The following is a 21,386-nucleotide window of genomic DNA, read 5'->3' as shown; positions in this document are numbered from 1 at the left end:
CTATTATCTTATTCTCTATTATCTGTCATCTATTTTTTATCTTTGTTTAAAATTATTTACAAATGGCATCAGAAGATAAATCACTTCATTTTATAGAACAAATTATAGAAGACAGTTTAACAAACGGTTTTTCACAAGATAAATTACGCTTTCGTTTTCCACCAGAACCTAATGGATATTTACACATTGGTCATGCCAAATCGATATGTCTTAATTTTGGTTTAGGTCTAAAATACAATGCACCAGTAAACTTACGTTTTGATGACACCAATCCAGCCAAAGAGGAGCAGGAATATGTAGATGCCATCAAAGAAGATTTAAAATGGTTGGGTTTCAATTGGTCTGAAGAACTGTATTCGTCTGATTATTTTCAGCAATTATACGATTGGGCTGTTACTATGATCAATAATGGAAAAGCTTATGTTGACAGCCAATCTTCTGAAGAAATGGCGATTCAAAAAGGAACTCCAACACAACCAGGTGTAGATGGTCCTTATAGAAATCGTTCTATTGAAGAAAATTTAACGCTTTTTGAAGGCATGAAAAATGGCGATTTCCCAGAAGGAAGTCATGTTTTACGTGCCAAAATAGACATGACATCTACCAATATGTTGATGCGTGATCCTTTGATGTACAGAATATTACATCGCCATCATCATCGTACAGGAAATGATTGGAATATCTATCCGATGTATGATTATGCACATGGAGAAAGCGATTATGTAGAACAAATTTCGCATTCTATTTGTACGCTTGAATTCGTGATGCATCGTGAATTATACAATTGGTTTTTAGATCAAATTTATGATGAAAATAAAGTACGTCCCCATCAACATGAGTTTGCTCGTTTGAACTTGAATTATACCGTTATGAGTAAGCGAAAGCTTTTGCAATTGGTACAGGAAAATATAGTAAACGGTTGGGATGATCCAAGAATGCCTACTATTTCCGGACTAAGAAGACGTGGTTATACTGCTGCTGCTATCCGTAAATTTTGTGAGGTTATTGGGGTTGCCAAACGGGAGAATATTATTGATGTTTCACTTTTAGATTTCTGTTTGCGGGAAGATTTAAACAAAACAGCTCCAAGGGTTATGGCTGTTTTAGATCCTGTAAAAGTCGTTATTACCAATTATGCAGAAGGAGTAGAGGAGTGGCTTGAAGCCGAAAACAATCAAGAAGATGAATCGGCTGGTTATAGAAAAGTTATTTTTTCTCGCGAATTATACATCGAAAGAGACGATTTCCTTGAAGTGGCTCCAGCTAAGTTTTTCCGTTTGAGTATCGGAAATGAAGTGCGTCTAAAAAATGGATATATCATTAAAGGAGAGAGTGTTACTAAAGATGCTAACGGTGTTATTACCGAAATTCAAGTAACCTATGATCCCGATTCCAGAAGCGGAAGTGGGAGTGAAGCCAGTCAAAGAAAAGTGGCTGGAACCTTGCATTGGGTAGCTGTAAAATCCGCTGTTGAAGCCGAAGTTCGTTTATACGATCGTTTGTTTACTGATGAAGCACCGGACAGTCACAAAGAGAAAAGTTTCTTAGAATTTATGAATGCCGAATCACTGCAAATCGTAAAAGGTTTTGTAGAACCAAGTCTATCAGCTGCTAAAATTGGAGATCATTTTCAGTTTCAACGTTTGGGTTATTTTGTTGTTGATAAAGACGCAACTGATTCAAAATTAGTGTTTAACAAAACAGTTGGACTTAAAGATGCTTGGGAAGAAAAGGATAAAAAGGAAGCTAATCTTTTGATGAATACCCAAAAAGAAATCAATAAATATGTAAAAGAAAAGGAGGATAACAACGCTCAAATTCTTTTAAATTCTATTGTTGATAACATCAAATCTATTGACAATTTCAGTTTGCTTTGTCAAACTATGGTCAAGAATGTTAAGAATGACAATAACTCATTGTTGTTTGCTAATTTAATTTTGCATTTTTCTGATAAAGTAACTGCTAACGATGTTGATCCAGAAATTGTGCATAAATTATATACCATGTCATTAAAAAGTCAATTGGCAACGGTTCGTATTTTTGTATTATTAAATATTAAAAAAGATTTAGCTAATTTTTCTGTTTTCGAATCTCAAATCTCAGATTTAAGAAATGTAGAAAAAAACGAAAAAGTATTAGAAGTTCTAAATTCTATATAAAACCAAATTATAGATATTATCAATCGAAAGCGCTTTTTACAAAGCGCTTTTTTTATTATATAGAATAATGATTATTTTAGTAAAATATATAAATTTTATTTATTAAAATCAGCCTCCATAAATTGATTTTAAGACGTTTTTTATTTTTGTTTATGTCAATTTACATTTTATATATTTCAATTCATTAGGAGTTTTAATTTCAATTTTAATGTAAAAAACACCTCTTTTTTTACGCTTCAGCCTATTTTTTGTTCTTTTTTCAAATCTTCCTAATTTTTTTTTAAATATCAGTTTTTATTATTGATTTTCAATATTGATCATTTATGATTATAATTTATTTTGTATATTTAAATAGTAATATTAATCAATTATATTTATGATTTATTTTATATATATTGATTTTAATATTTATCAATTTTACTTATAATTAAGTTTTAGTGTTGTAATATTAATTTTCATCAATTTTATTTATAATTGACTTTAGATATTAAATATTATTTTTCATCAATTTAACTTATAGTTTATTTTAGGTATTTAAATATTTATTATTTAAAATTATAATTAACTTTAGGTATTTAAATTTTAATATCTATAGTTTTTAATTATAATTGATTTTATATATTCAAATTTTACTTTTAATTGTTATTTTTGATTAAAAGCGACTTTTATAGCTTTGTTTTAATCCATTTTTATTTAGTTTTTATACTGATAGATGGTTTTGTGATTTTGATTAAACAGAACGCTTTATTTAGTTTTTTAGCCTAATATAGGACACTTTAACGGCTTGTTAACATTGGTTTGTTAATAAAGTTGTATTTTTATAAATAGTAACCTTTTAAATTTTAATAATATGTCAAATAATACTGGAAATACAATAGTGGCCATTTTAGTTGGTGCAGCGATTGGTGCAGGGGTAGGAATTTTGTTTGCACCAGATAAAGGATCTAAAACTAGAGAAAAATTAAAAGATGGTTTTGATGATGCCAAACACAATCTTCAGGATAAATTACATGATGTTACTGAAAGCATTAAAAGTAAAATAGTAACTGCTAAAGATGACATTGATGGAAATTACGATAATATAGTTTCTTCTCTAAGTCATAAAAGTGAAGATGTCATTTCTTTTTTAGAAAACAAATTAGCGGATCTTAAATTAAAAAACGCTAAATTTCAAAAATAAAATAGAGCGTCTATGGCATTTGTCGATATAAAAGAAAATACGGATAAGATTCAGGAACAAGCCCAAGCTTATCTTGAAAGTACTGTTTCCTATTATAAATTATGGGGTTTTAAGGTTGCGATGAAATCAACCACTATGATTTTGAAGTTTACTTTAATCTTGTTGTGTTTTGCTATGGTTTTATTATTTGGCTCTGTTGGAGCAGCTTTGGCAATTGGTATTTATTTTGACAGTTACGCTATTGGTTTTCTTAGTATAGCTGGTTTGTATTTATTCATAACAGGTCTTTTATTTTTAGTAAAAGACAGAGTGATTGAAGGACCAATTTTAGAAAAATTTTCAGAAATCTTTTTTAACGACTAAATATGGAAACGAAGAAATATTCATCTTATGCCGAAATTGATTATAATCTGGAAATTTTAAAATTAGAAAAAGAGATTAATTATCAAAAGCTAGTATTAACTGTTCAAAAAACAAAAGAAGCCATTACTCCAGAAAACATAGTATGTGGTTTTTTTGATTCGTATAAAAATATAATTTCTAATTCGTATGTATCTATTTTAAAATTAATAGCTCCCTATGTAATTAGTTATTTTGTAAATAGAAAAAGAGGCGATTAAGCCTCTTTTTTTATGGTAATTAGTTATTTTATTCTTCAGATTTTGGTAATTCTGAATCTGGTAATTCCAGTTTAGTTGGTGTTGTATAATGATCCTCAGTTTTAGCCTTCACTTTGGGTTTATTTCTCTTCATCATTTCGCCTACTTGGTTCGATGCTGAGAATGAAGCTACCATATTATTCAACATATCGCTTCCTGCCTGTGGAGAGTTGGGTAATAAAATTAAATTAGAATTGGCATCTGCGCCTATGGCTTGCAAAGTATCATAATGTTGGGTAACTACAATCAATGCAGAAGCTTCTTGCGAATTGATACCCACTTTATTCAAAATATCTACACTTTCTACCAATCCTCTTGCGATTTCTCTTCTCTGATCAGCAATTCCTTGTCCTTGTAAACGTTTGCTTTCTGCTTCTGCCTTGGCTTTTGCAACGATTCTAATTCTAGATGCCTCTGCTTCAAACTCGGCTACTGTTTTTTCTCTATCGGCAGCATTGATTCTGTTCATTGCATTTTTTACTTGAATATCGGGATCAATATCGGTTACTAATGTGTTGATAATCGTATATCCATAGGTTGTCATTGCTTCATTCAATTCTCTTTTTACGGCAATGGCAATATCGTCTTTTCTTTCAAAAACATCATCTAGTTTTAGTTTTGGAACTTCGGCACGAACAACATCAAATACATAAGAAGTAATTTGATCGTGTGGATATTCCAGTTTATAAAAGGCATCATAAACCGTTTCTTTGACCACCATAAATTGTACCGAAACTTTTAGTTTAACAAATACATTGTCTTTGGTTTTGGTTTCGATAATCACATCCAACTGTTGAATTTTAAGATTTACTCGTCCTGCAATTCGATCAATCATCGGGATTTTGAGTTGCAAACCAGATTGTCTTATGCTGTGAAATTTTCCAAAACGTTCGATTATAAAACTGCTTTGTTGCTTCACAGTGAAAAAGGAAGATAGAAAAATAAATAACCCTAAGATTATTATAAAAATTAATGCAATGTTCATAGTGTTTACTTTTTAGTTAGTTAATATTAGACGTAAGAATATTTTTAAAGTTACAAAAAAAAAGCTCCCAATCATTTGGAAGCTTTTTAGTTTTTATAAAGTGGCTATTGCTTTTTGAATTCTCGAAATCGTTTCGTCTTTTCCGATGACATCAACAATATCAAATAGGTGAGGGCCTTTGAGCGCTCCAACCAAACTCAATCGAAACGGTTGCATTACTTTACCCATTCCAATTTCATTTTTGGTCATCCAATCTTTTACGATGGTTTCTATATTCATCGAGGTAAAATCGGTTATTTCTTCAACTACCGAAATCAATTCTTGCATCAAAGCAGGAGTTTCTTCTTTCCAATTTTTTCTAGCTTTTTCATCATAAGTTGTTGGAGCCACAAAGAAGAAATCACTCATTTCCCAAAATTCAGATACAAAATGCGCTCTGTCTTTTACCAAGGAAACGATTCTTGTCAAATCAAATTTTGAAACATCAACACCTTTTTGAATCAAAATTGGAGCAAAGGCTTCTGCTAATATTGCATTATCTTGTTTCATTAAATATTGATGATTGAACCATTTGTTTTTTTCTGGATCAAATTTGGCTCCTGATTTATGCACTCTTTTCAAATCAAAAGCTGCAGTTAGTTCTTCTAAAGAAAAGAGTTCTTTCTCGGTTCCGTCATTCCAACCCAATAAAGCAAGGAAGTTAACAACCGTTTCCGGAAAAAATCCTTTCTCTCTATAACCAGATGAAACCCCTTCTTCGGTTTTCCATTCTAAAGGAAATACTGGGAATCCCATTTTATCTCCATCTCGTTTGGATAATTTACCGTTTCCAATTGGTTTTAAAATCAATGGTAAATGGGCAAATTCTGGTGCATCCCAACCAAAAGCTCTGTACAACATTACGTGCAACGGCATCGATGGCAACCATTCTTCCCCACGAATCACGTGTGTAGTTTCCATCAAATGATCGTCAACAATATTTGCTAAATGATAGGTTGGCATTCCATCACTTTTAAATAATACTTTATCATCCAAAAGACCGGTTTGAAACTGAACTTCTCCACGAATGATGTCTTGCAAATGCAAAGTTTCCTCTACTGGTGTTTTAAAACGGATCACATAATCTTCGTTATTGGCGATTCTTTTCTCCGTTTCTGCTGCAGAAATCACTAATGAAGTATCTAGTTTCTCCCGATTATGATGATTGTAAATAAACGTTTTGCCATCTGCTTCGTGTTGTTTTCTATGGGCATCCAGTGATTCGGCAGTGTCAAAAGCGTAATATGCGTTACCGGATTCTATCAACATATCGGCATACTGTTTGTACAAATGCTTTCTCTCGCTTTGTCTGTATGGTCCAAATTTTTCATTTTTTCCAATGGTTTCTTCGGGAGCAATTCCCAACCATTCTAAGGCTTCCATAATATATTCTTCGGCACCTGGAACAAATCTATTTTGATCGGTATCTTCTATTCTTAAATAAAAAGTACCCCCATTTTTTTTGGCAAACAAATAATTGAATAAGGCGGTACGTACTCCGCCAATATGTAATGGTCCTGTTGGACTTGGTGCAAAACGCACGCGAACTGGTTTAGACATTGCTTAAATTTTTTGCAAATATACAATTTTCAAACAGTCCATTTGTTATTGTGAATTGCTATCGCGTGGACACAAATATTATACGTGAATTTTGAACACGAATTTCACGAATTTTCACGAATTTTGAAGGTTAGCTTAGTTTGTGAAATTTATTTCACAAACTAATTTGTGATAATTAGTGAAATTCGTGTTCATTTTTGTACAATGTCCAGACGATAGATAGTGAATTGGGGATTCTTGGTATGTAGAATATTATGTTTTTTTTACATTTTAATACCCATTATAATTATTACTTTTATTGGTTATTAAATCAATACGTTTATTTTGGAAAAATCTAATTCGATACATAAAAAACTAGAAGCTTTTATCAGGAAGTATTACACCAATGAGTTAATCCGTGGTATTATATTTTTCGTTGGTTTAGGATTAATTTATTTTTTGTTTACTCTTTTTATTGAGTATTTCCTTTGGTTGCAACCACAAGGCAGGTCATTCTTATTTTGGTTTTTCATTACTGTCGAAGCTTTCTTGTTACTGCGATTTATACTTTTCCCAGTTTTTAAAATTTTAAAATTCCAAAAAGGGATTGATTACAAACAAGCTTCATTAATTATAGGAAACCATTTTTCGGAAGTGAATGATACCTTAACGAACTATCTTCAACTTTCTAATTCAGATACTACGGCTTATAATTCAGAATTATTATTGGCTTCTATCGATCAAAAGGCGAATGCCCTTAGTCCAATTCCATTTGGTAAAGCAATTGATTTTAATAAAAATACTAAGTTTTTGCCATTAGCTATTATTCCAATTTTATTTTTATTGTTCTTTTTTATATCGGGTAACAGTAATATTATTTCTCAAAGTTTGAATAGGGTAGTGCATTTCAATGCTGCTTTTGCACCGCCAGCACCTTTTAAATTTGTTGTATTGAATAACAATTTGGTTACCGAACAAGGCAAAGATTTCATGTTGCATATCAAATCCGAAGGGTCGATTGTTCCAGAAAATGTGATGATCTTTATAGGAGATGAAAGTTATTTTTTAGAAACCATTCGTCCCGGAGAGTTTCAATTCAAAATTGTGAAGCCTTCTTCTAATGTAGCTTTCCATCTTGAAGCCAATACAGTTGCTTCTTCTAGTTTTGAATTGAAAGTTATAGCCGTTCCAACTATAGAAAATTTTGAAATGAAGTTTGTTTATCCTTCGTATTTGAATCTAAAAAACACGATTATCAAAGGAACAGGGAATGCCATAATTCCAGAAGGCACACAAGTTACTTGGATTATGAATACGAATTATACTCAAAATGTAGTTTGGAAAGAGGGTACTCATTCATTTCCATTCTCTAAAACGGATAACACCTTCAATTTATCTAAAAATATCACTCAAAACACAGAATATCAAATTATTACGTCGAATTCTGAAGTGAAAAACTTCGAAAAGTTAGATTATCAGCTCAATATTGTCAAAGATCAATTCCCTACCATCAATGTTGACAAAGCTCCTGATAGTTTAAGGGTAGGGAACACCTATTTTGTTGGACAATTATCGGATGATTACGGTTTATCTAAGTTACAGATTGTTTATTATGAAAGCGGAAAAACCCATACTGCCAAACGTGGAACAATAGCAGTCAAGAAGGGCACATTCGATCAATTTGTTTTTGATTTTCCGAGTAATCTTGATTTGGTAAAAGGAGTAACCTATGATTTCTATTTCGAGGTTTTTGATAACGATGCCATTCATCATTTCAAAAGTACCCGTTCTTCAGTGTTTACGAATCGTGTTCTTTCGGATGAGGAAAAACAAAATCAAGCTTTTCAAGAGCAAAATAATGACATCAACAGTTTGCAAAAAACATTGTCCAAACAAGACAAACAGTTTTCAGAAATGGAAAAACTTCAGAAAGCCAGTAAAGAAAAAGCTTCTTTAGATTTTAAAGATCGCCAAAAAGTGAATGATTTCATCAAACAGCAAAACCAACAAAATGATTTGATGAAGGAGTTTGCCAATAAAATGAAGAACAATTTGGACAAATCCAATCCACAGCAAAAAGACGAAAACAAAGAATTGTTGCAAAAAAGATTAGAGAACACCGAAAAGGAATTAGATAAAAACAAGAAATTATTAGACGAGCTTAATGAACTTAACAATAAAATCAATGACGAAGATTTTACAGAAAAGCTAGAAAAGTTTAAGGAGAAAAGTAAAAGTCAAAATAAGAATTTAGCACAATTGGTCGAACTTACTAAGCGTTATTATGTCGAAAAAAAGGCAGAACAAATAGCAGACAAATTAGATAAGCTATCTCAAAAAGAAGATAAATTATCAGACAATGAAAAAGAGAATTCTGCAGAAGAACAGAAAAAACTCAATGAAGAGTTTGATAAAATTCAAGAGGAGTTGAATAAATTAGACAAAGAAAATGAAGAATTAAAATCTCCGATGGATATTCCGAATGATGCCGAGAAGGAGAAAAGTATTAAGGAAGATTTAAACAAAGCTTCTTCTGATTTGCAGAAAAACAGTAAATCAAAAGCTAAACCGAGTCAAAAAAGCGCTTCCAAAAAGATGAAAGAAATGTCTAAAGCGATGGAGCAGGCGATGGAAGAATCCAACAAAGATCAGATAGAAGAAGATGTAAAAATGTTGCGTCAAATATTGGATAATCTATTGACCTATTCTTTTTCGCAAGAGGATGTGATGAACCAATTCAAAACAATTAAACTGGGTTCTCCCTCTTTCAACAAGTATATAAAAAGTCAGCAAAATTTAAAAAACGAGTTCAAGCATGTTGATGATAGCCTTTTTGCTTTGTCCTTACGTCAACCTAAAATAGCAGAAGCTGTTACCAAGGAGGTAGCCAATGTGCAATACAATATAGACAAAGCGATCGAAAGCTTATCGGATTCACAGCTGCAAAGAGGTTCGTCTCAACAGCAATATGCGTTATCTTCTGCTAACAAACTGGCGGATTTATTAAGTGATTCTCTTAACAGCATGCAAATGCAAATGTCGGGTAGCGGTAGTGGAAAGCCAAAACCAGGTAAAGGATCTGGAATGCAATTGCCGGACATTATCAAAAAACAAGGAGAGTTGGGCGATAAGATGAAACAAGGAACAAAGCCTGGGAATAAACCTGGAGAAGGAAATAAACCTGGGGATAGCAAGAATAAAGGTTCCCAATCAGGCAAAGGTCAAGGAGAAAATGGAGACTCGAATGGAGATGGAGAAGGAGATGCCAAAGCAACGATGGATATTTACAAAGAACAGAAGCAACTGCGTGAAGCGCTGCAAGAAGAACTGAACAAAAAAGGTTTAGGTAACAATGGACAAAACGTATTGGAGCAAATGAAGCAGTTGGAAAAGCAATTGTTAAACAAAGGTTTTACCAACGAAACAGTTCAGAAAGTAAATAATATTAAACAGGAACTTTTAAAATTAGACACGGCAATTCGGCTACAGGGAGAAGATCCCAAACGTCAATCGGAGACTAATACCAAGAGTTATTCTAATCAAGCGAGTCCATTGCCAAAGGTACTTTCAGATTATTTGAATAGCATCGAAATATTAAATAGACAATCGCTACCTTTGCGCTCGAATTTTAATCAAAAAGTTCAAGTATATTTCAATAACAAATGATCAATTTTAATTACGAATCCGACTTTACTTTAGACAACGAAGAGGCTATAGCTACTTGGTTAAGCGCTGTAATAGTTTCGGAAAACAAGAGCGAGGGAGAAATTAATTATATTTTTTGCGACGATGAGTATCTGCATAAAATCAATGTAGAGTATCTGGATCACGACACGCTTACTGATGTCATCAGTTTTGATTACACGATGGGTAACGAAATAAGCGGCGATGTCTTTGTTTCTGTCGAAAGAGTTTTAGACAATTCCAAAGATTACAACACCAGTTTCAACGAAGAGTTGAAACGCGTTTTGGTTCACGGACTGTTACACTACTGCGGTTATAAAGACAAGTCAGAAGCGGACGAGACGGTAATGCGCAGCAAAGAAGAAGAAAAACTAACTATGTTTCACGTGGAACAGTAAGCGAAAAAGAAATCAAAATTATATAAAATAACAATACGTTCCACGTGAAACATTCTATTTTTTATAATTTTTAAAAACGAATTGTTTCACGTGGAACGTGTTTAACATTCGCAGCCTTCGATAAGCTCAGTCTACGAATGTAAAAAGCAAATGGCATGTGTGTTTTTGTACGATATGATATTTTAATTAGTAGGTGGTTTTTAGTACTTGGCAAATATATTTAGAAGACAGTCATGTTTAAAGGTGTTTGAATTGTTTCACGTGGAACAGTTTAAAAGTTGCTTTGTTAGTGCTAGAGTTTTGAAATGATTTTTTTTAATTCGTAGCCTGAGCTTGTCGAAGACGATGAATGAAAAAAGTGTAAACGTTAAGTAGGAGTGGTGATTTTATTTTTGATTTTTTTTTATTCGCAGACTGAGCCTGTCGAAGCAACGGATAAAAAAGCGTAAAAGTCACGTTCAATTGGTGGTTTTATTTCTGTATTTTTTTATATTCGTTGACTGAGCCTGTCGAAGGCAATGAATATAAAAAACATAGAAGAGACGTATGTTTATTTTGCTAAGATCACACCTTAATCAATATGCTGATGTTTTAGAATTAAGTTGGTTTGTTTAGATTGTTTCACGTGGAACGTTATTTTGAAATTTCACAATTCCTTTAAAAAGGATTAATACATAAGAAAATGTTTTTAGAAGAGTATGATGTAATTGTGGTGGGAGCGGGTCACGCTGGTTCTGAAGCGGCGGCGGCAGCGGCAAATTTGGGTTCCAAAACTTTGCTGGTGACGATGAGTTTGCAGAACATTGCACAGATGTCTTGCAACCCTGCCATGGGGGGAATTGCCAAAGGGCAAATTGTTCGTGAGATCGATGCGCTTGGTGGATACTCCGGAATTGTTTCGGATCGAACAGCGATTCAATTCAAGATGTTGAATAAATCAAAAGGACCTGCTATGTGGTCTCCAAGAGTTCAAAGTGACCGTATGCGTTTTGCCGAAGAATGGAGAATGATGTTGGAGGGAACTCCGAATCTTGATTTTTACCAAGAAATGGTCAAAGGGTTGATCATTGAGAATGGAAAGATAAAAGGAATCAAAACTTCGTTGGGAGTGGAGATTCGATCCAAATCGGTTGTCTTGACCAATGGAACCTTTTTGAATGGTTTGATTCATATTGGAGAAAAACAATTCGGCGGAGGTCGTGCAGGGGAGAGTGCCGCGTATGGAATTACCGAAGATTTAATTCAGGCAGGTTTTGAAGCGGGTCGAATGAAAACGGGAACGCCGCCAAGAGTGGATGGAAGATCATTGGACTATTCGAAAATGAACGAGGAAAAAGGAGATGCAAAACCGGATAAATTTTCGTATTCGGATTTAACGAAACCATTGGCTGTTCAAAAGTCTTGTCACATGACGTACACTTCTCTTGAAGTGCATAATATTTTGAGAGAAGGTTTTGATCGTTCTCCAATGTTCAACGGAAGAATAAAAAGTATAGGCCCGCGATATTGCCCCTCTATCGAAGATAAGATTAATCGTTTTGCGGATAAAGAACGCCACCAATTATTTGTGGAGCCAGAAGGATGGAATACCTGTGAGGTTTACGTGAATGGTTTTTCAACTTCTTTGCCGGAGGATATTCAATTTAAAGCGTTGCGCTCTGTTGTTGGTTTTGAAAACGTGAAATTCTTTCGTCCGGGTTATGCTATCGAATACGACTACTTTCCGCCAACACAATTAAAGCATACGTTGGAAACCAAATTGGTTGAAGGTTTGTATTTCGCCGGACAAATAAATGGAACGACAGGATACGAAGAAGCCGCTTCTCAAGGTTTGATGGCGGGAATCAATGCGCATCTAAAAGCGCACGAAAAAGCTCCGTTGATTTTGAAAAGAGACGAAGCGTATATTGGTGTTTTAATTGACGACTTGATTACGAAGGGAACAGAGGAGCCATATCGTATGTTTACTTCACGTGCAGAATACAGAACGTTGTTGCGACAAGATAATGCCGATTTTAGATTGACGCCGCTTTCGTATGAAATTGGTTTGGCATCAGAAGCGCGTTTGAGACGTATGGAGCATAAATTAAACGAATCCGAAAAAATGGTGGCTTTCTTCAAAGAGACGAGTGTTTCTGTTGCGGAGGCCAATCCTATTTTAGAATCGAAAGATACGGCGCTGATTCATCAAGGCGATAAATTGTTTAAAGTTTTTTCTAGACCGCAAATTGATCTGGAGGATATGATGAAGTTTGAGAAGGTTGCTGAGTACGTAGCAGAAAATAATCTGGATCAGGAAATTTTGGAGCAAGCCGAAATTCAAGTGAAGTACTCGGGTTATATCGAAAAGGAAAGAAACAATGCCGACAAGCTAACACGACTCGAAGATGTAAAGATCCCTGAAAATTTTGATTACAATAAAATCAAATCGATGTCGATAGAAGCGAAACAAAAATTAAGCAAGATTCGACCTGTGACGATTTCTCAAGCTTCCCGAATTAGCGGAGTTTCTCCTAGCGATGTTTCGGTGCTTTTGATTTATATGGGAAGATAGAGATTTTTGATTTTAGATTGAAGATTAACGATTTTTGATTTATTCTGAATTGAGATTTATTTCGATTGATAGAATGTTTGTTTTAAGTCTATTTTGGGATTGTATCTTAAGGGTTAAATGCTGATTTTTTAACTTAAACGATTTGCTGAGGATTTTAAATCTAAAATCAAAAATCGTTAATCTTCAATTTGAAATCATTTTGTTCCACGTGAAACTATGCTCGCAACGCCCGTATTTGTTGACAAATCTCTTTATACTATTTTTTTTAAATAAAAATTATTCAAACTACGAGTTTAACTTTAGATCAAAAACAATCGGTTTTTGAACTTTGGAATTCGGAATATCCAGAAAAAATTGGTTATAATGAATTATTCGAATTTGAGAATTATCTTGACGGCCTTTCTAATAAAAAACATTATTTAGTAGTTGATGATCAAAATCAAATAGTAGGTTGGGCTTTTACTTTTTTTCGTGAAGCCGAAGATTGGTTTGGAATTATCATCAATTCAGAAATACAGGCAAAAGGATTTGGAATACTTTTGCTGGATGAATTGAAAAAGAATAAATTGGTTTTGAATGGTTGGGTAATCGATCATCAAAATGATTTGAAACAAAATAAGGAGCCTTATTTGTCGCCATTAGGGTTTTATACAAAAAACGGTTTTTTAGTGCATCAAAATAGTCGGATAGAAAATGATAAAATTTCGGCCGTAAAAATAAGATGGGAAAGGGAGTATAAAGACAATGGGTAACTATTCAGTTTTCAGTTTTCAGTCGCAGTTTTCAGTGTTGGCTGTAAAGATTGTAAATCACTTTCTTAAGACTATTTATAAAAACGAGAGTGTTATTTGGCACTGTTTTAAAACGAACACCTTTTTTGGTTTAAAACCGAGAAGTACTAGAATGATTGTGGTAATTCAATTGCTGCGCAATATTATTAATTAAAAAAGAATTTCTTTTTCAGCTTTTTGTACGCAAGGGCTGAAATTATTTATTTAAAACAAAAATGGACATTACAAACAAAAAGCATTTTCTACAAGTAAAAGATTATTCGGTTTCCCAAGAAACTTTCGAGCTGTATCATGATGAAACACTCGACATGTTAATTACCCATCCACAACCTAGTTTAGATGTTTTAGGCAAGTACTACGAAAGCGCCGATTATATTTCACATACCGATTCAAAAAGGTCTCTGTTTGAGAAAGCATACCATTTTGTGAAAAATATTGCTTTAAAAAATAAATTGAATTTAATCAACTCTTATCAACCTTCAAAAGGGTTGATTTTGGACATTGGTGCTGGAACAGGAGATTTTTTATCAGTGGCAAAGAATGACGGTTGGAAAACAGTAGGAGTAGAGCCAAGTGATAAAGCCAAAGCCATTGCAAAAAGCAAGGGCGTTTCCTTTGTCGAGAAAACTTCGGAATTAGAAGATCATACTTTCGATGTAATTTCGATGTGGCACGTTTTGGAACACGTTCCCAATTTGGAGGAACAAATCAAGGAATTAAAACGTTTGCTAAAACCTAGCGGAACTTTGATTGTTGCGGTTCCAAATTTCAAATCTTTCGATGCAAAACATTATGGACATTTTTGGGCCGCTTATGATGTGCCGATTCATTTTTGGCATTTCTCGAAAACAGCGATTCAAAAACTTTTCGAAAAGGAAAATATGAAGCTCGAAAAAGTGCTTCCTATGAAATTTGATTCTTTTTATGTGAGCTTACTTTCGGAAAAATACAAAACGGGGAAAATGAATTATATCAAAGCTTTTTTTATCGGATTGCTGTCGAATTGGAAAGCCAAGCGAAATTTAGAATACTCATCACACATTTACATCCTTAAAAACGACTAAAACGCATTTTAAGCTGTTTTAATACGTTTATTTTGGTTTTTCTAGGGTAATTATTCGATTATTTCGATTCGTGCTTTAGAAGCGAGCTTTTAAACCCGTTTTTAATAGCTTTTTTTGATACCATTTATCTTTATTAATAATTAAAATTGATTACAATAAAATAGTAGCATTTTTGAAACTTTTTACTAATACTATCTATTTTTTTATATTTTTGTCATCCATACTTAAAAAACTTGAAATACATCAAAATGAAGAAAGCATTATTATTTATCGCAATTTCAATATCACTTGTTTCTTGTGATAAAGCAGCAGAAGTGAAAGAATTAAAAACAGCTTATGTTGATACAGCTGAATTGATGAAAGAATATACCGAAACTAAAGACCTAGAAGCAAAATACAAAGGTCAAGCTGCCGAAAAAGGAAGACAATTGGAAGCAGAAATCAATAGATTCAAACAAGATGCGGCTAATTTTCAACGTAATGCTCAAGCAAACGGACAAGAATGGGCTCAAAAAAATGGTCAAGAATTGCAACGTAGAGAGCAGCAATTGGCTCAAGCGCAACAAGGTTTGCAAATGCAATTGCAACAAGAAAGCGGAAAAGAAATGGATTCTCTTGTAAAAGGGGTTAAAAAATTCATCAAAGAATACGGTAAAGAGAAAGGATATGCTTATATCTACGGTACAGGTGATGCTGCATCGATCTTGTATGCTGAAGAGAAATACGACATCACAAAAGACATCGTGAAATTATTGAACGAAAAATACAAATCGACTGCTAAAACAGAAGAAGTTAAAAAGTAATTTTTTGTTTGCACAAATAAAAAAAACCTTCAATCTTATTCAAGATGAAGGTTTTTTTGTTTATGTTCAGTTAAAAGTGATTTGTAAAAAAAATTAGCCGAGTTCAATAGCCTTTGAACAATTTATTCTTGAAAGAATTGGTTAAGAATACCATAGCCCAAGGTTTTAACCTTGGGTATTGTTTTTCAATCTTTGGTATTATTATCTATTGTTTCCAACGGTTGATCCCGATAATTATCGGGAGTTGGCTATGGTTTTAAGTAAAAAAGTGGCACGCAGATTTCGCAGATTATAATAATTGAAATGAATGATTTTTTAAAATACTTTAGCCTTATTTTCGTTTTCTATGCTAATCACCAATCACTATTCACTAATCACTCTATATTTTTCCTTTATTTTAGCTCTCTAAATCTATACGCCAAATGCAAACCCTATCCGAAGCCGCTGCTTATGCCCTCCGTTTTATCAATCAAACCCACCAATCTGTTTTTCTTACGGGGAAAGCGGGAACGGGTAAAACCACACTCTTAAAGGAAATCATTGCGACCACACACAAGAATACCGTTGTGGTGGCACCTACTGGAATTGCTGCGTTGAATGCGGGCGGAGTGACGATCCACTCGATGTTTCAATTGCCTTTCGGTGGATTTATACCTGATAATTCGGCTCCTCAGTTTTCGGATACGACCAAGTTTGAAACCAAAGCCACTTTGCGCCGACATTTCAAAATGAGCGGACAAAAACGCGCGGTTATTCGCAATATGGAATTGCTTATCATAGACGAAGTCAGTATGTTACGTGCCGATTTGCTAGACGCTATGGATTATATGATGCAAACCGTTCGCAGGAAATCGTCTCCGTTTGGAGGTGTTCAAGTATTGTTTATAGGAGATTTATTACAGTTACCACCTATTATCCGAGACGAAGAATGGCGTACGCTTCGCAATTATTACAGAGGAAAATTCTTCTTCCACGCACACGTCATTCAGCAGTATCCGCCTTTGTACATCGAGTTGTCCAAAATTTACCGTCAGACCGATGATCGTTTCATTTCGGTTTTGAATAATTTGCGTAACAATGAGATTACGCCAACGGATATACAAATGCTGAACGAATTTGTAAAACCCAATTTTGACTTGAAAGCCAACAAAGGCTATATCACGCTGACCACGCACAATGCCAAAGCCGATGTGATGAACGCCCAATCGCTCGAAGACTTAGAAGGAAAACAGGTAACTTTCAAACCGGAAATCACAGACGATTTTCCAGAAAAAATATATCCGGTAGATCCCAATCTACAGCTGAAAGTAGGCGCACAGATTATGTTTGTAAAAAATGATTTGTCTCCAGATAAAAATTATTTCAACGGAAAAATGGGAATTGTCAAATCGATGACCCAAAAAGAAATCTGGGTGCATTTTCCGGATGAAGACAAAACCATTGAAGTCGACAAGTACGAATGGCAAAACATTCGCTACACCGTAAACGAGATGACCAAGGAAATAGAGGAGGAGATTTTGGGCACTTTTGTGCATTACCCCATCAAGTTGGCTTGGGCGATTACGGTGCACAAAAGCCAAGGATTGACTTTTGACAAAGCTGCGCTCGATGTATCGCAAGTTTTCCTGCCCGGACAGGCGTATGTGGCATTATCGCGTTTACGTTCCTTAAACGGGCTTGTTTTGCTGTCTCCGTTGCGAATGAATGGTATTTCAAACGATCAGGACGTGATGGATTACGCCGAGAACAAAGCCTCCGAAGAAGCTTTGGCGAATGCCTTAAAACGAGAAACCAAAAATTTTATTCTCAACTATCTGAAAAACAGTTTCGAGTGGAACGAGTTGGCACAAGAATGGCGCAACCACCAGTTCAGCTACAACGAAGATGCCGAAAATTCAGCTAAATCAAAACACTCCGCTTGGGCGAAAAATCAAGCCGGGGTAATTTGGCAATTGCTAGACCCGTCTTCTAAGTTTTTGGTGCAGTTAGACAAGTTGTTCCACAGCGAACAGTTGGAATTCAGCCATATTTCGGATCGTATCAACGCAGCCTTCAATTACTTCATGGATCCCATGGACAAGTTGGTGTATGAAATCCTCTGGAAACTCGAAGAAGTAAAACGACTCAAAAAAGCCAAAGCCTTTTATGACGAACTAATACTACTCGACGATTTGCAAACCAAGGCAGTGCTCCAACTGATGAAAGCCAAATTGATGGTCGCCACGCTGGTAAAAGGTGAAACCATCTCTAAAGAAAAACTAACCTCGGATGAAATAAAACTTTACAAATCAACAAAGATGAACCGAGTCATCGAAGATTTCAAGAAAGCCAACATCACACTGATCGAGGACGAAAAAGATGCCGAACGCTACGCACCCAAGAAAACCGCCAAAGCAGCACCCAAAAAATCGACGGTGCAGGAAACCCATGAGCTGTGGTTAGAAAAGAAAACCGTTCAGGAAATCGCAACCATCCGCAAGTTCACTCAAGAAACCATTTTGTCACACTTAACCAAGTTGATTCAATCCAAAGTCATTACCATCAACGAAGTCCTGCCCGCAGACAAAGTGACTGCACTTACCGAGGCCTTTGCGGGTTATAAAGAAGAATCTGTTTCTCCGCTAAAGGAAAAATACGGTGACAAATTCACTTGGGAAGAATTGAGAATGTTCAAGGCGAGTTTGAATCTCAACTAGGCCCAATATTTTCAAGATTATTTGGGCGTGCCACCATAAAACAAAGGGGCCAACTTATCATACCGGTGAGTCGGCCCCTTTGCTTTATGCTGTCGGGCTATTGCCATTACTTCGGTAATTTGGCGCTATCCCTCACGTAGCTCACAAGATGTTTAGGGGAAGCAGAGGGATTTTGTTTTTTGTAAGATCAAAAGAATAAAAGCAATTCAAAGTTCTTCCTAAAATTTTGTCACACGCCCTTCGGAGATTAATCCAAACAATCCGAAGGGAATAGCAACTTGTCAGATAAGGGCGCTAAGCTGTCCGAAGGCTATAAAAATAGTTCCGAAGTAGGCAACAACTTGTCCGAAGATTATAAAAGGGAGTCCGAAGCATGCAACAGGGCTTCCGAAGCTCTTATCAGGCAGTCCGAAGCACGCATCAGGGCATTATTTTTTCTTCGGATGCCCTGTTTTACTGAACGGAGCACAAAAAACGTTCAAACATACAAAAATTTTATTTTGTAGGTTTCTAACTATTATTGTCTATATTTGAGAAAAAGTAAAACAGGACGTTTGTTGTACCAAACTACACAGAGTAGGATGGATATATGAAAGTTTGTATCGTATGGATACAAGTTGGTGGCAATTTAACAGCAGACAAGAACGAAATAGAAAACTATGACTAAATTATTAGAAGAAATAAAAAATTTAGAGGAATTAAATAATTATTGCTTGAACTTTGAAAACTTCAAAAATCAAGAAGATATAAGAAGCATAACAAATCATTATATATGCCAAACAATCCAAAATTTTATAATTTCGATTAAATTATCATTCAATCTAAAAGAAATAGATTATTGTAAAAAAAACATTTCCGAACAATTAAATGATGACGATTTAAAAGTATTACAAAACAATTTCATTGCATATTCAAAAGAAGCATTTTTTATAAATTTTTCAATTATAGTTGAAAATCATTTTAGACAAATAGCAATACACTATGAAAATGATACAAATAAAATAAATGTAACTCCTATAAAAAAAACATTTGAAAATATCTTCATTGAAAATAAATTTAATAATTCACTTTCTGAGGATGAAATTAATACATATTATTTTTTTCTGTACTTAAGAAATACAATGCACAACATAGGAATTCATACTAAAGATGATATTAAAATCAACTTTAATGACTCAAATTCAATATTTACATTTGATAAAATTTCTTTGAGTCTAACAGAAAATAATTTTAACAACATAACATTTTTTGAGTTAGTTTTCTTAATCGAACAAGTTTGTAAATTAGTAAATAAAACTAACCTTAAAATTGAAAGTAATGAATTTATAAAACATAGGTTAGTTGATGCAGGATTCAATGAATAAACTGCCTCCAACACACGTCTCTAGCCATTTGCAAATTTAGTGGAATTACCGTTTTTTCATCGTATTTTCGTTTAGCCGAAAATAATCGTTTTCATAACTTGCAAACGGCTAGAGGCGCGAGAACGTTGATGGCAACCATATAAAATCTGAATTATGACAGATAAATTAATTGAGATAATTGTTGAGAAAGGTTTATTAGCTATAATAATTGCTTTAGCAGGCTTTTGGATTAGTAAATATTTAGAAATCGACAAACAAAGAATAACTCTACAGAATAAAATCAAAGAAACTAATAGAGATAAAATTTATTCACAAATCGAGAAACAGCTTTCAAATTTCTATTATCCAATCTATTTTAGACTCCAAAAAGATAATGCTTTATGGAAATTGTCTCCTCAATTATCAGGAAGCAAAGATGCATTGCCTCAAGAAACTAATGACATTATAGAGAAAGATTACATACTCAAGAATCATAATGAAATTCTATCAACTATTCAAAACAATATTCACTTTGTAGAAATAGATAACGAACTTCAAGAAAGCATTAACGCTTATATTAAGCATGTTACCGTTTATGATACGATCAGAAAGATTAATTCAACGAGCAAGTTGAACCCAATAGATTTTGATGCCCCATATCCAAATTCTTTTGTTGAAATCATTAAAGCAAGAATGACAATTTTACAGAAAAAAAACAACGAACTTCTAAATGAAATATAGAATGGCAGCCATCCCGTGCTCCGCAAAGTCTGGAGACTTTGCGTAACGGGTTCAAGTTAGTGGCAAGCTTATCCGAACATAACTACATAGAAAATATTATGGTAAATAAAAACAATAAAATAGAGTGGTCAGAAAAAGATGCAAAATCTTTAACCGAAAATTTTATTAATCATATCGATGAGAAATATTATGAGAGTTATAAAAGTGATTCTGAATATTATGAAAAAATAAACAATCGCCTTTTTGCCATAATAACGATAATCGGATTTTTGGTAACTATTACTATTGGCTTGAAAGGAATTTTAAAAATAGAAGATAAAGATGCACTTATTTTTACAATTATTTCGTTTATTCTTCCTTCAGTTTCGTCAGTCATTTTGCTTTATATGAATAACAAAGGATTTAAACGGAAAGAAGAATTAAGGGAAGATGCGAGAATTCAATGTAAATATTTGGTAAATGAAGCTAAAATTAGATTTTCAACGGCAAAAGAAAATGTCGAATTTGAAAATATATACAAGTGGCTCAATGAAGAAGTAAAAAAACTTCAATTAAGCCAAGCAAACGATTATTTTGTAGTTCATAATAACACTTACTGGCCTACTCAAACTGAAAATCTGCAAAAAATGAAAAATGGAAATGAATAAAAATCCAGCCACCTAACCCCCGCTCTTTTAAGTGTTCGTATCTACACGCTACCCTAGCTCCTCTAAGTGTTCGCTGCTACACGCTACGCAAATGTCTCTGAATC

Annotated in this window: 16 protein-coding genes; 14 read left to right on the top strand and 2 right to left on the bottom strand. The window is 33.9% G+C overall.

Annotation, left to right across the window (positions count from 1 at the left end; translation table 11 throughout):
* The first annotated feature begins 62 nt into the window (after positions 1-62).
* From FNW52_RS02730 to FNW52_RS02715, 4 genes are all read left to right on the top strand, one after another.
* Entirely contained in the window at positions 63-2,159 is a 2,097-nt protein-coding gene (locus FNW52_RS02730; RefSeq protein WP_143375893.1) for a glutamine--tRNA ligase/YqeY domain fusion protein, read from the top strand.
* Between the two features lie 850 nt (positions 2,160-3,009).
* The gene (locus FNW52_RS02725) at positions 3,010-3,339 is read left to right on the top strand and encodes a YtxH domain-containing protein (protein ID WP_143375892.1); all 330 of its coding nucleotides are present in this window, start codon (positions 3,010-3,012) and stop codon (positions 3,337-3,339) included.
* A gap of 12 nt (positions 3,340-3,351) precedes the next feature.
* A complete protein-coding gene (locus FNW52_RS02720) occupies positions 3,352-3,702 on the top strand; it encodes a competence protein (RefSeq protein WP_143375891.1) in 351 nt (116 codons plus the stop codon).
* Positions 3,703-3,704: 2 nt separating this feature from the next.
* Positions 3,705-3,959 (top strand): DUF6327 family protein, encoded by a 255-nt coding sequence (locus FNW52_RS02715; protein WP_143375890.1) that lies wholly within the window; start codon positions 3,705-3,707, stop codon positions 3,957-3,959.
* A gap of 28 nt (positions 3,960-3,987) precedes the next feature.
* Here the strand turns inward: FNW52_RS02715 and FNW52_RS02710 are convergent, their stop codons facing one another.
* Together FNW52_RS02710 and gltX are read right to left on the bottom strand one after the other, a co-directional pair.
* Positions 3,988-4,983 (bottom strand): SPFH domain-containing protein, encoded by a 996-nt coding sequence (locus FNW52_RS02710; protein ID WP_143375889.1) that lies wholly within the window; start codon positions 4,981-4,983, stop codon positions 3,988-3,990.
* 93 nt (positions 4,984-5,076) lie between these two features.
* Entirely contained in the window at positions 5,077-6,582 is a 1,506-nt protein-coding gene (gltX, locus tag FNW52_RS02705) for a glutamate--tRNA ligase (protein ID WP_143375888.1), read from the bottom strand.
* Positions 6,583-6,906: 324 nt separating this feature from the next.
* Between gltX and FNW52_RS02700 the strand changes: the two genes are divergently transcribed.
* The 10 genes from FNW52_RS02700 (at position 6,907) to FNW52_RS02655 (ending at position 21,282) form a co-directional block, all read left to right on the top strand.
* Complete coding sequence (locus FNW52_RS02700) at positions 6,907-10,227, top strand: DUF4175 family protein (RefSeq protein ID WP_143375887.1); 3,321 nt, start codon at positions 6,907-6,909, stop codon at positions 10,225-10,227.
* On the top strand, positions 10,224-10,643 hold the full coding sequence (ybeY, locus tag FNW52_RS02695; protein ID WP_143375886.1) for an rRNA maturation RNase YbeY: 420 nt from the start codon (positions 10,224-10,226) through the stop codon (positions 10,641-10,643). Before FNW52_RS02700 ends, ybeY begins: the two co-directional genes overlap by 4 nt.
* A gap of 682 nt (positions 10,644-11,325) precedes the next feature.
* Positions 11,326-13,197, top strand: coding sequence for a tRNA uridine-5-carboxymethylaminomethyl(34) synthesis enzyme MnmG (gene mnmG / locus FNW52_RS02690; protein ID WP_143375885.1), 1,872 nt, complete (start codon positions 11,326-11,328; stop codon positions 13,195-13,197).
* A 269-nt stretch (positions 13,198-13,466) separates the two neighbouring features.
* On the top strand, positions 13,467-13,949 hold the full coding sequence (locus FNW52_RS02685; protein ID WP_143375884.1) for a GNAT family N-acetyltransferase: 483 nt from the start codon (positions 13,467-13,469) through the stop codon (positions 13,947-13,949).
* Positions 13,950-14,203: 254 nt separating this feature from the next.
* A complete protein-coding gene (locus FNW52_RS02680; protein ID WP_143375883.1) occupies positions 14,204-15,052 on the top strand; it encodes a bifunctional 2-polyprenyl-6-hydroxyphenol methylase/3-demethylubiquinol 3-O-methyltransferase UbiG in 849 nt (282 codons plus the stop codon).
* Positions 15,053-15,300: 248 nt separating this feature from the next.
* A complete protein-coding gene (locus FNW52_RS02675; protein ID WP_143375882.1) occupies positions 15,301-15,855 on the top strand; it encodes an OmpH family outer membrane protein in 555 nt (184 codons plus the stop codon).
* A gap of 422 nt (positions 15,856-16,277) precedes the next feature.
* Complete coding sequence (locus tag FNW52_RS02670) at positions 16,278-18,551, top strand: helix-turn-helix domain-containing protein (protein ID WP_143375881.1); 2,274 nt, start codon at positions 16,278-16,280, stop codon at positions 18,549-18,551.
* 659 nt (positions 18,552-19,210) lie between these two features.
* Complete coding sequence (locus FNW52_RS02665) at positions 19,211-19,915, top strand: hypothetical protein (RefSeq protein ID WP_143375880.1); 705 nt, start codon at positions 19,211-19,213, stop codon at positions 19,913-19,915.
* A gap of 153 nt (positions 19,916-20,068) precedes the next feature.
* Positions 20,069-20,635: a hypothetical protein gene (locus FNW52_RS02660; RefSeq protein ID WP_143375879.1), complete on the top strand. Its 567-nt coding sequence runs from the start codon at positions 20,069-20,071 to the stop codon at positions 20,633-20,635.
* 98 nt (positions 20,636-20,733) lie between these two features.
* A complete protein-coding gene (locus tag FNW52_RS02655) occupies positions 20,734-21,282 on the top strand; it encodes a hypothetical protein (protein WP_143375878.1) in 549 nt (182 codons plus the stop codon).
* The last annotated feature ends 104 nt before the right edge of the window (positions 21,283-21,386 follow it).

It is taken from the genome of Flavobacterium sp. ZT3R18 (assembly GCF_007097385.1).
Lineage (GTDB): Bacteria > Bacteroidota > Bacteroidia > Flavobacteriales > Flavobacteriaceae > Flavobacterium.
The sequence above is the reverse complement of the archived record's forward strand: the minus strand, read 5'-3'. Positions and strand labels throughout refer to the sequence as shown.

Excerpts from the sequence above, each read along its gene's own strand:
- gltX (WP_143375888.1), bottom strand. The coding sequence starts at position 6,582 with ATGTCTAAACCAGTTCGCGTGCGTTTTGCACCAAGTCCAACAGGACCA.
- ybeY (WP_143375886.1), top strand. The coding sequence starts at position 10,224 with ATGATCAATTTTAATTACGAATCCGACTTTACTTTAGACAACGAAGAG.
- FNW52_RS02670 (WP_143375881.1), top strand. The coding sequence starts at position 16,278 with ATGCAAACCCTATCCGAAGCCGCTGCTTATGCCCTCCGTTTTATCAAT.
- FNW52_RS02675 (WP_143375882.1), top strand. The coding sequence starts at position 15,301 with ATGAAGAAAGCATTATTATTTATCGCAATTTCAATATCACTTGTTTCT.
- mnmG (WP_143375885.1), top strand. The coding sequence starts at position 11,326 with ATGTTTTTAGAAGAGTATGATGTAATTGTGGTGGGAGCGGGTCACGCT.
- FNW52_RS02665 (WP_143375880.1), top strand. The coding sequence starts at position 19,211 with ATGACTAAATTATTAGAAGAAATAAAAAATTTAGAGGAATTAAATAAT.
- FNW52_RS02720 (WP_143375891.1), top strand. The coding sequence starts at position 3,352 with ATGGCATTTGTCGATATAAAAGAAAATACGGATAAGATTCAGGAACAA.
- FNW52_RS02715 (WP_143375890.1), top strand. The coding sequence starts at position 3,705 with ATGGAAACGAAGAAATATTCATCTTATGCCGAAATTGATTATAATCTG.
- FNW52_RS02655 (WP_143375878.1), top strand. The coding sequence starts at position 20,734 with ATGGTAAATAAAAACAATAAAATAGAGTGGTCAGAAAAAGATGCAAAA.
- FNW52_RS02730 (WP_143375893.1), top strand. The coding sequence starts at position 63 with ATGGCATCAGAAGATAAATCACTTCATTTTATAGAACAAATTATAGAA.
- FNW52_RS02725 (WP_143375892.1), top strand. The coding sequence starts at position 3,010 with ATGTCAAATAATACTGGAAATACAATAGTGGCCATTTTAGTTGGTGCA.
- FNW52_RS02660 (WP_143375879.1), top strand. The coding sequence starts at position 20,069 with ATGACAGATAAATTAATTGAGATAATTGTTGAGAAAGGTTTATTAGCT.
- FNW52_RS02680 (WP_143375883.1), top strand. The coding sequence starts at position 14,204 with ATGGACATTACAAACAAAAAGCATTTTCTACAAGTAAAAGATTATTCG.
- FNW52_RS02710 (WP_143375889.1), bottom strand. The coding sequence starts at position 4,983 with ATGAACATTGCATTAATTTTTATAATAATCTTAGGGTTATTTATTTTT.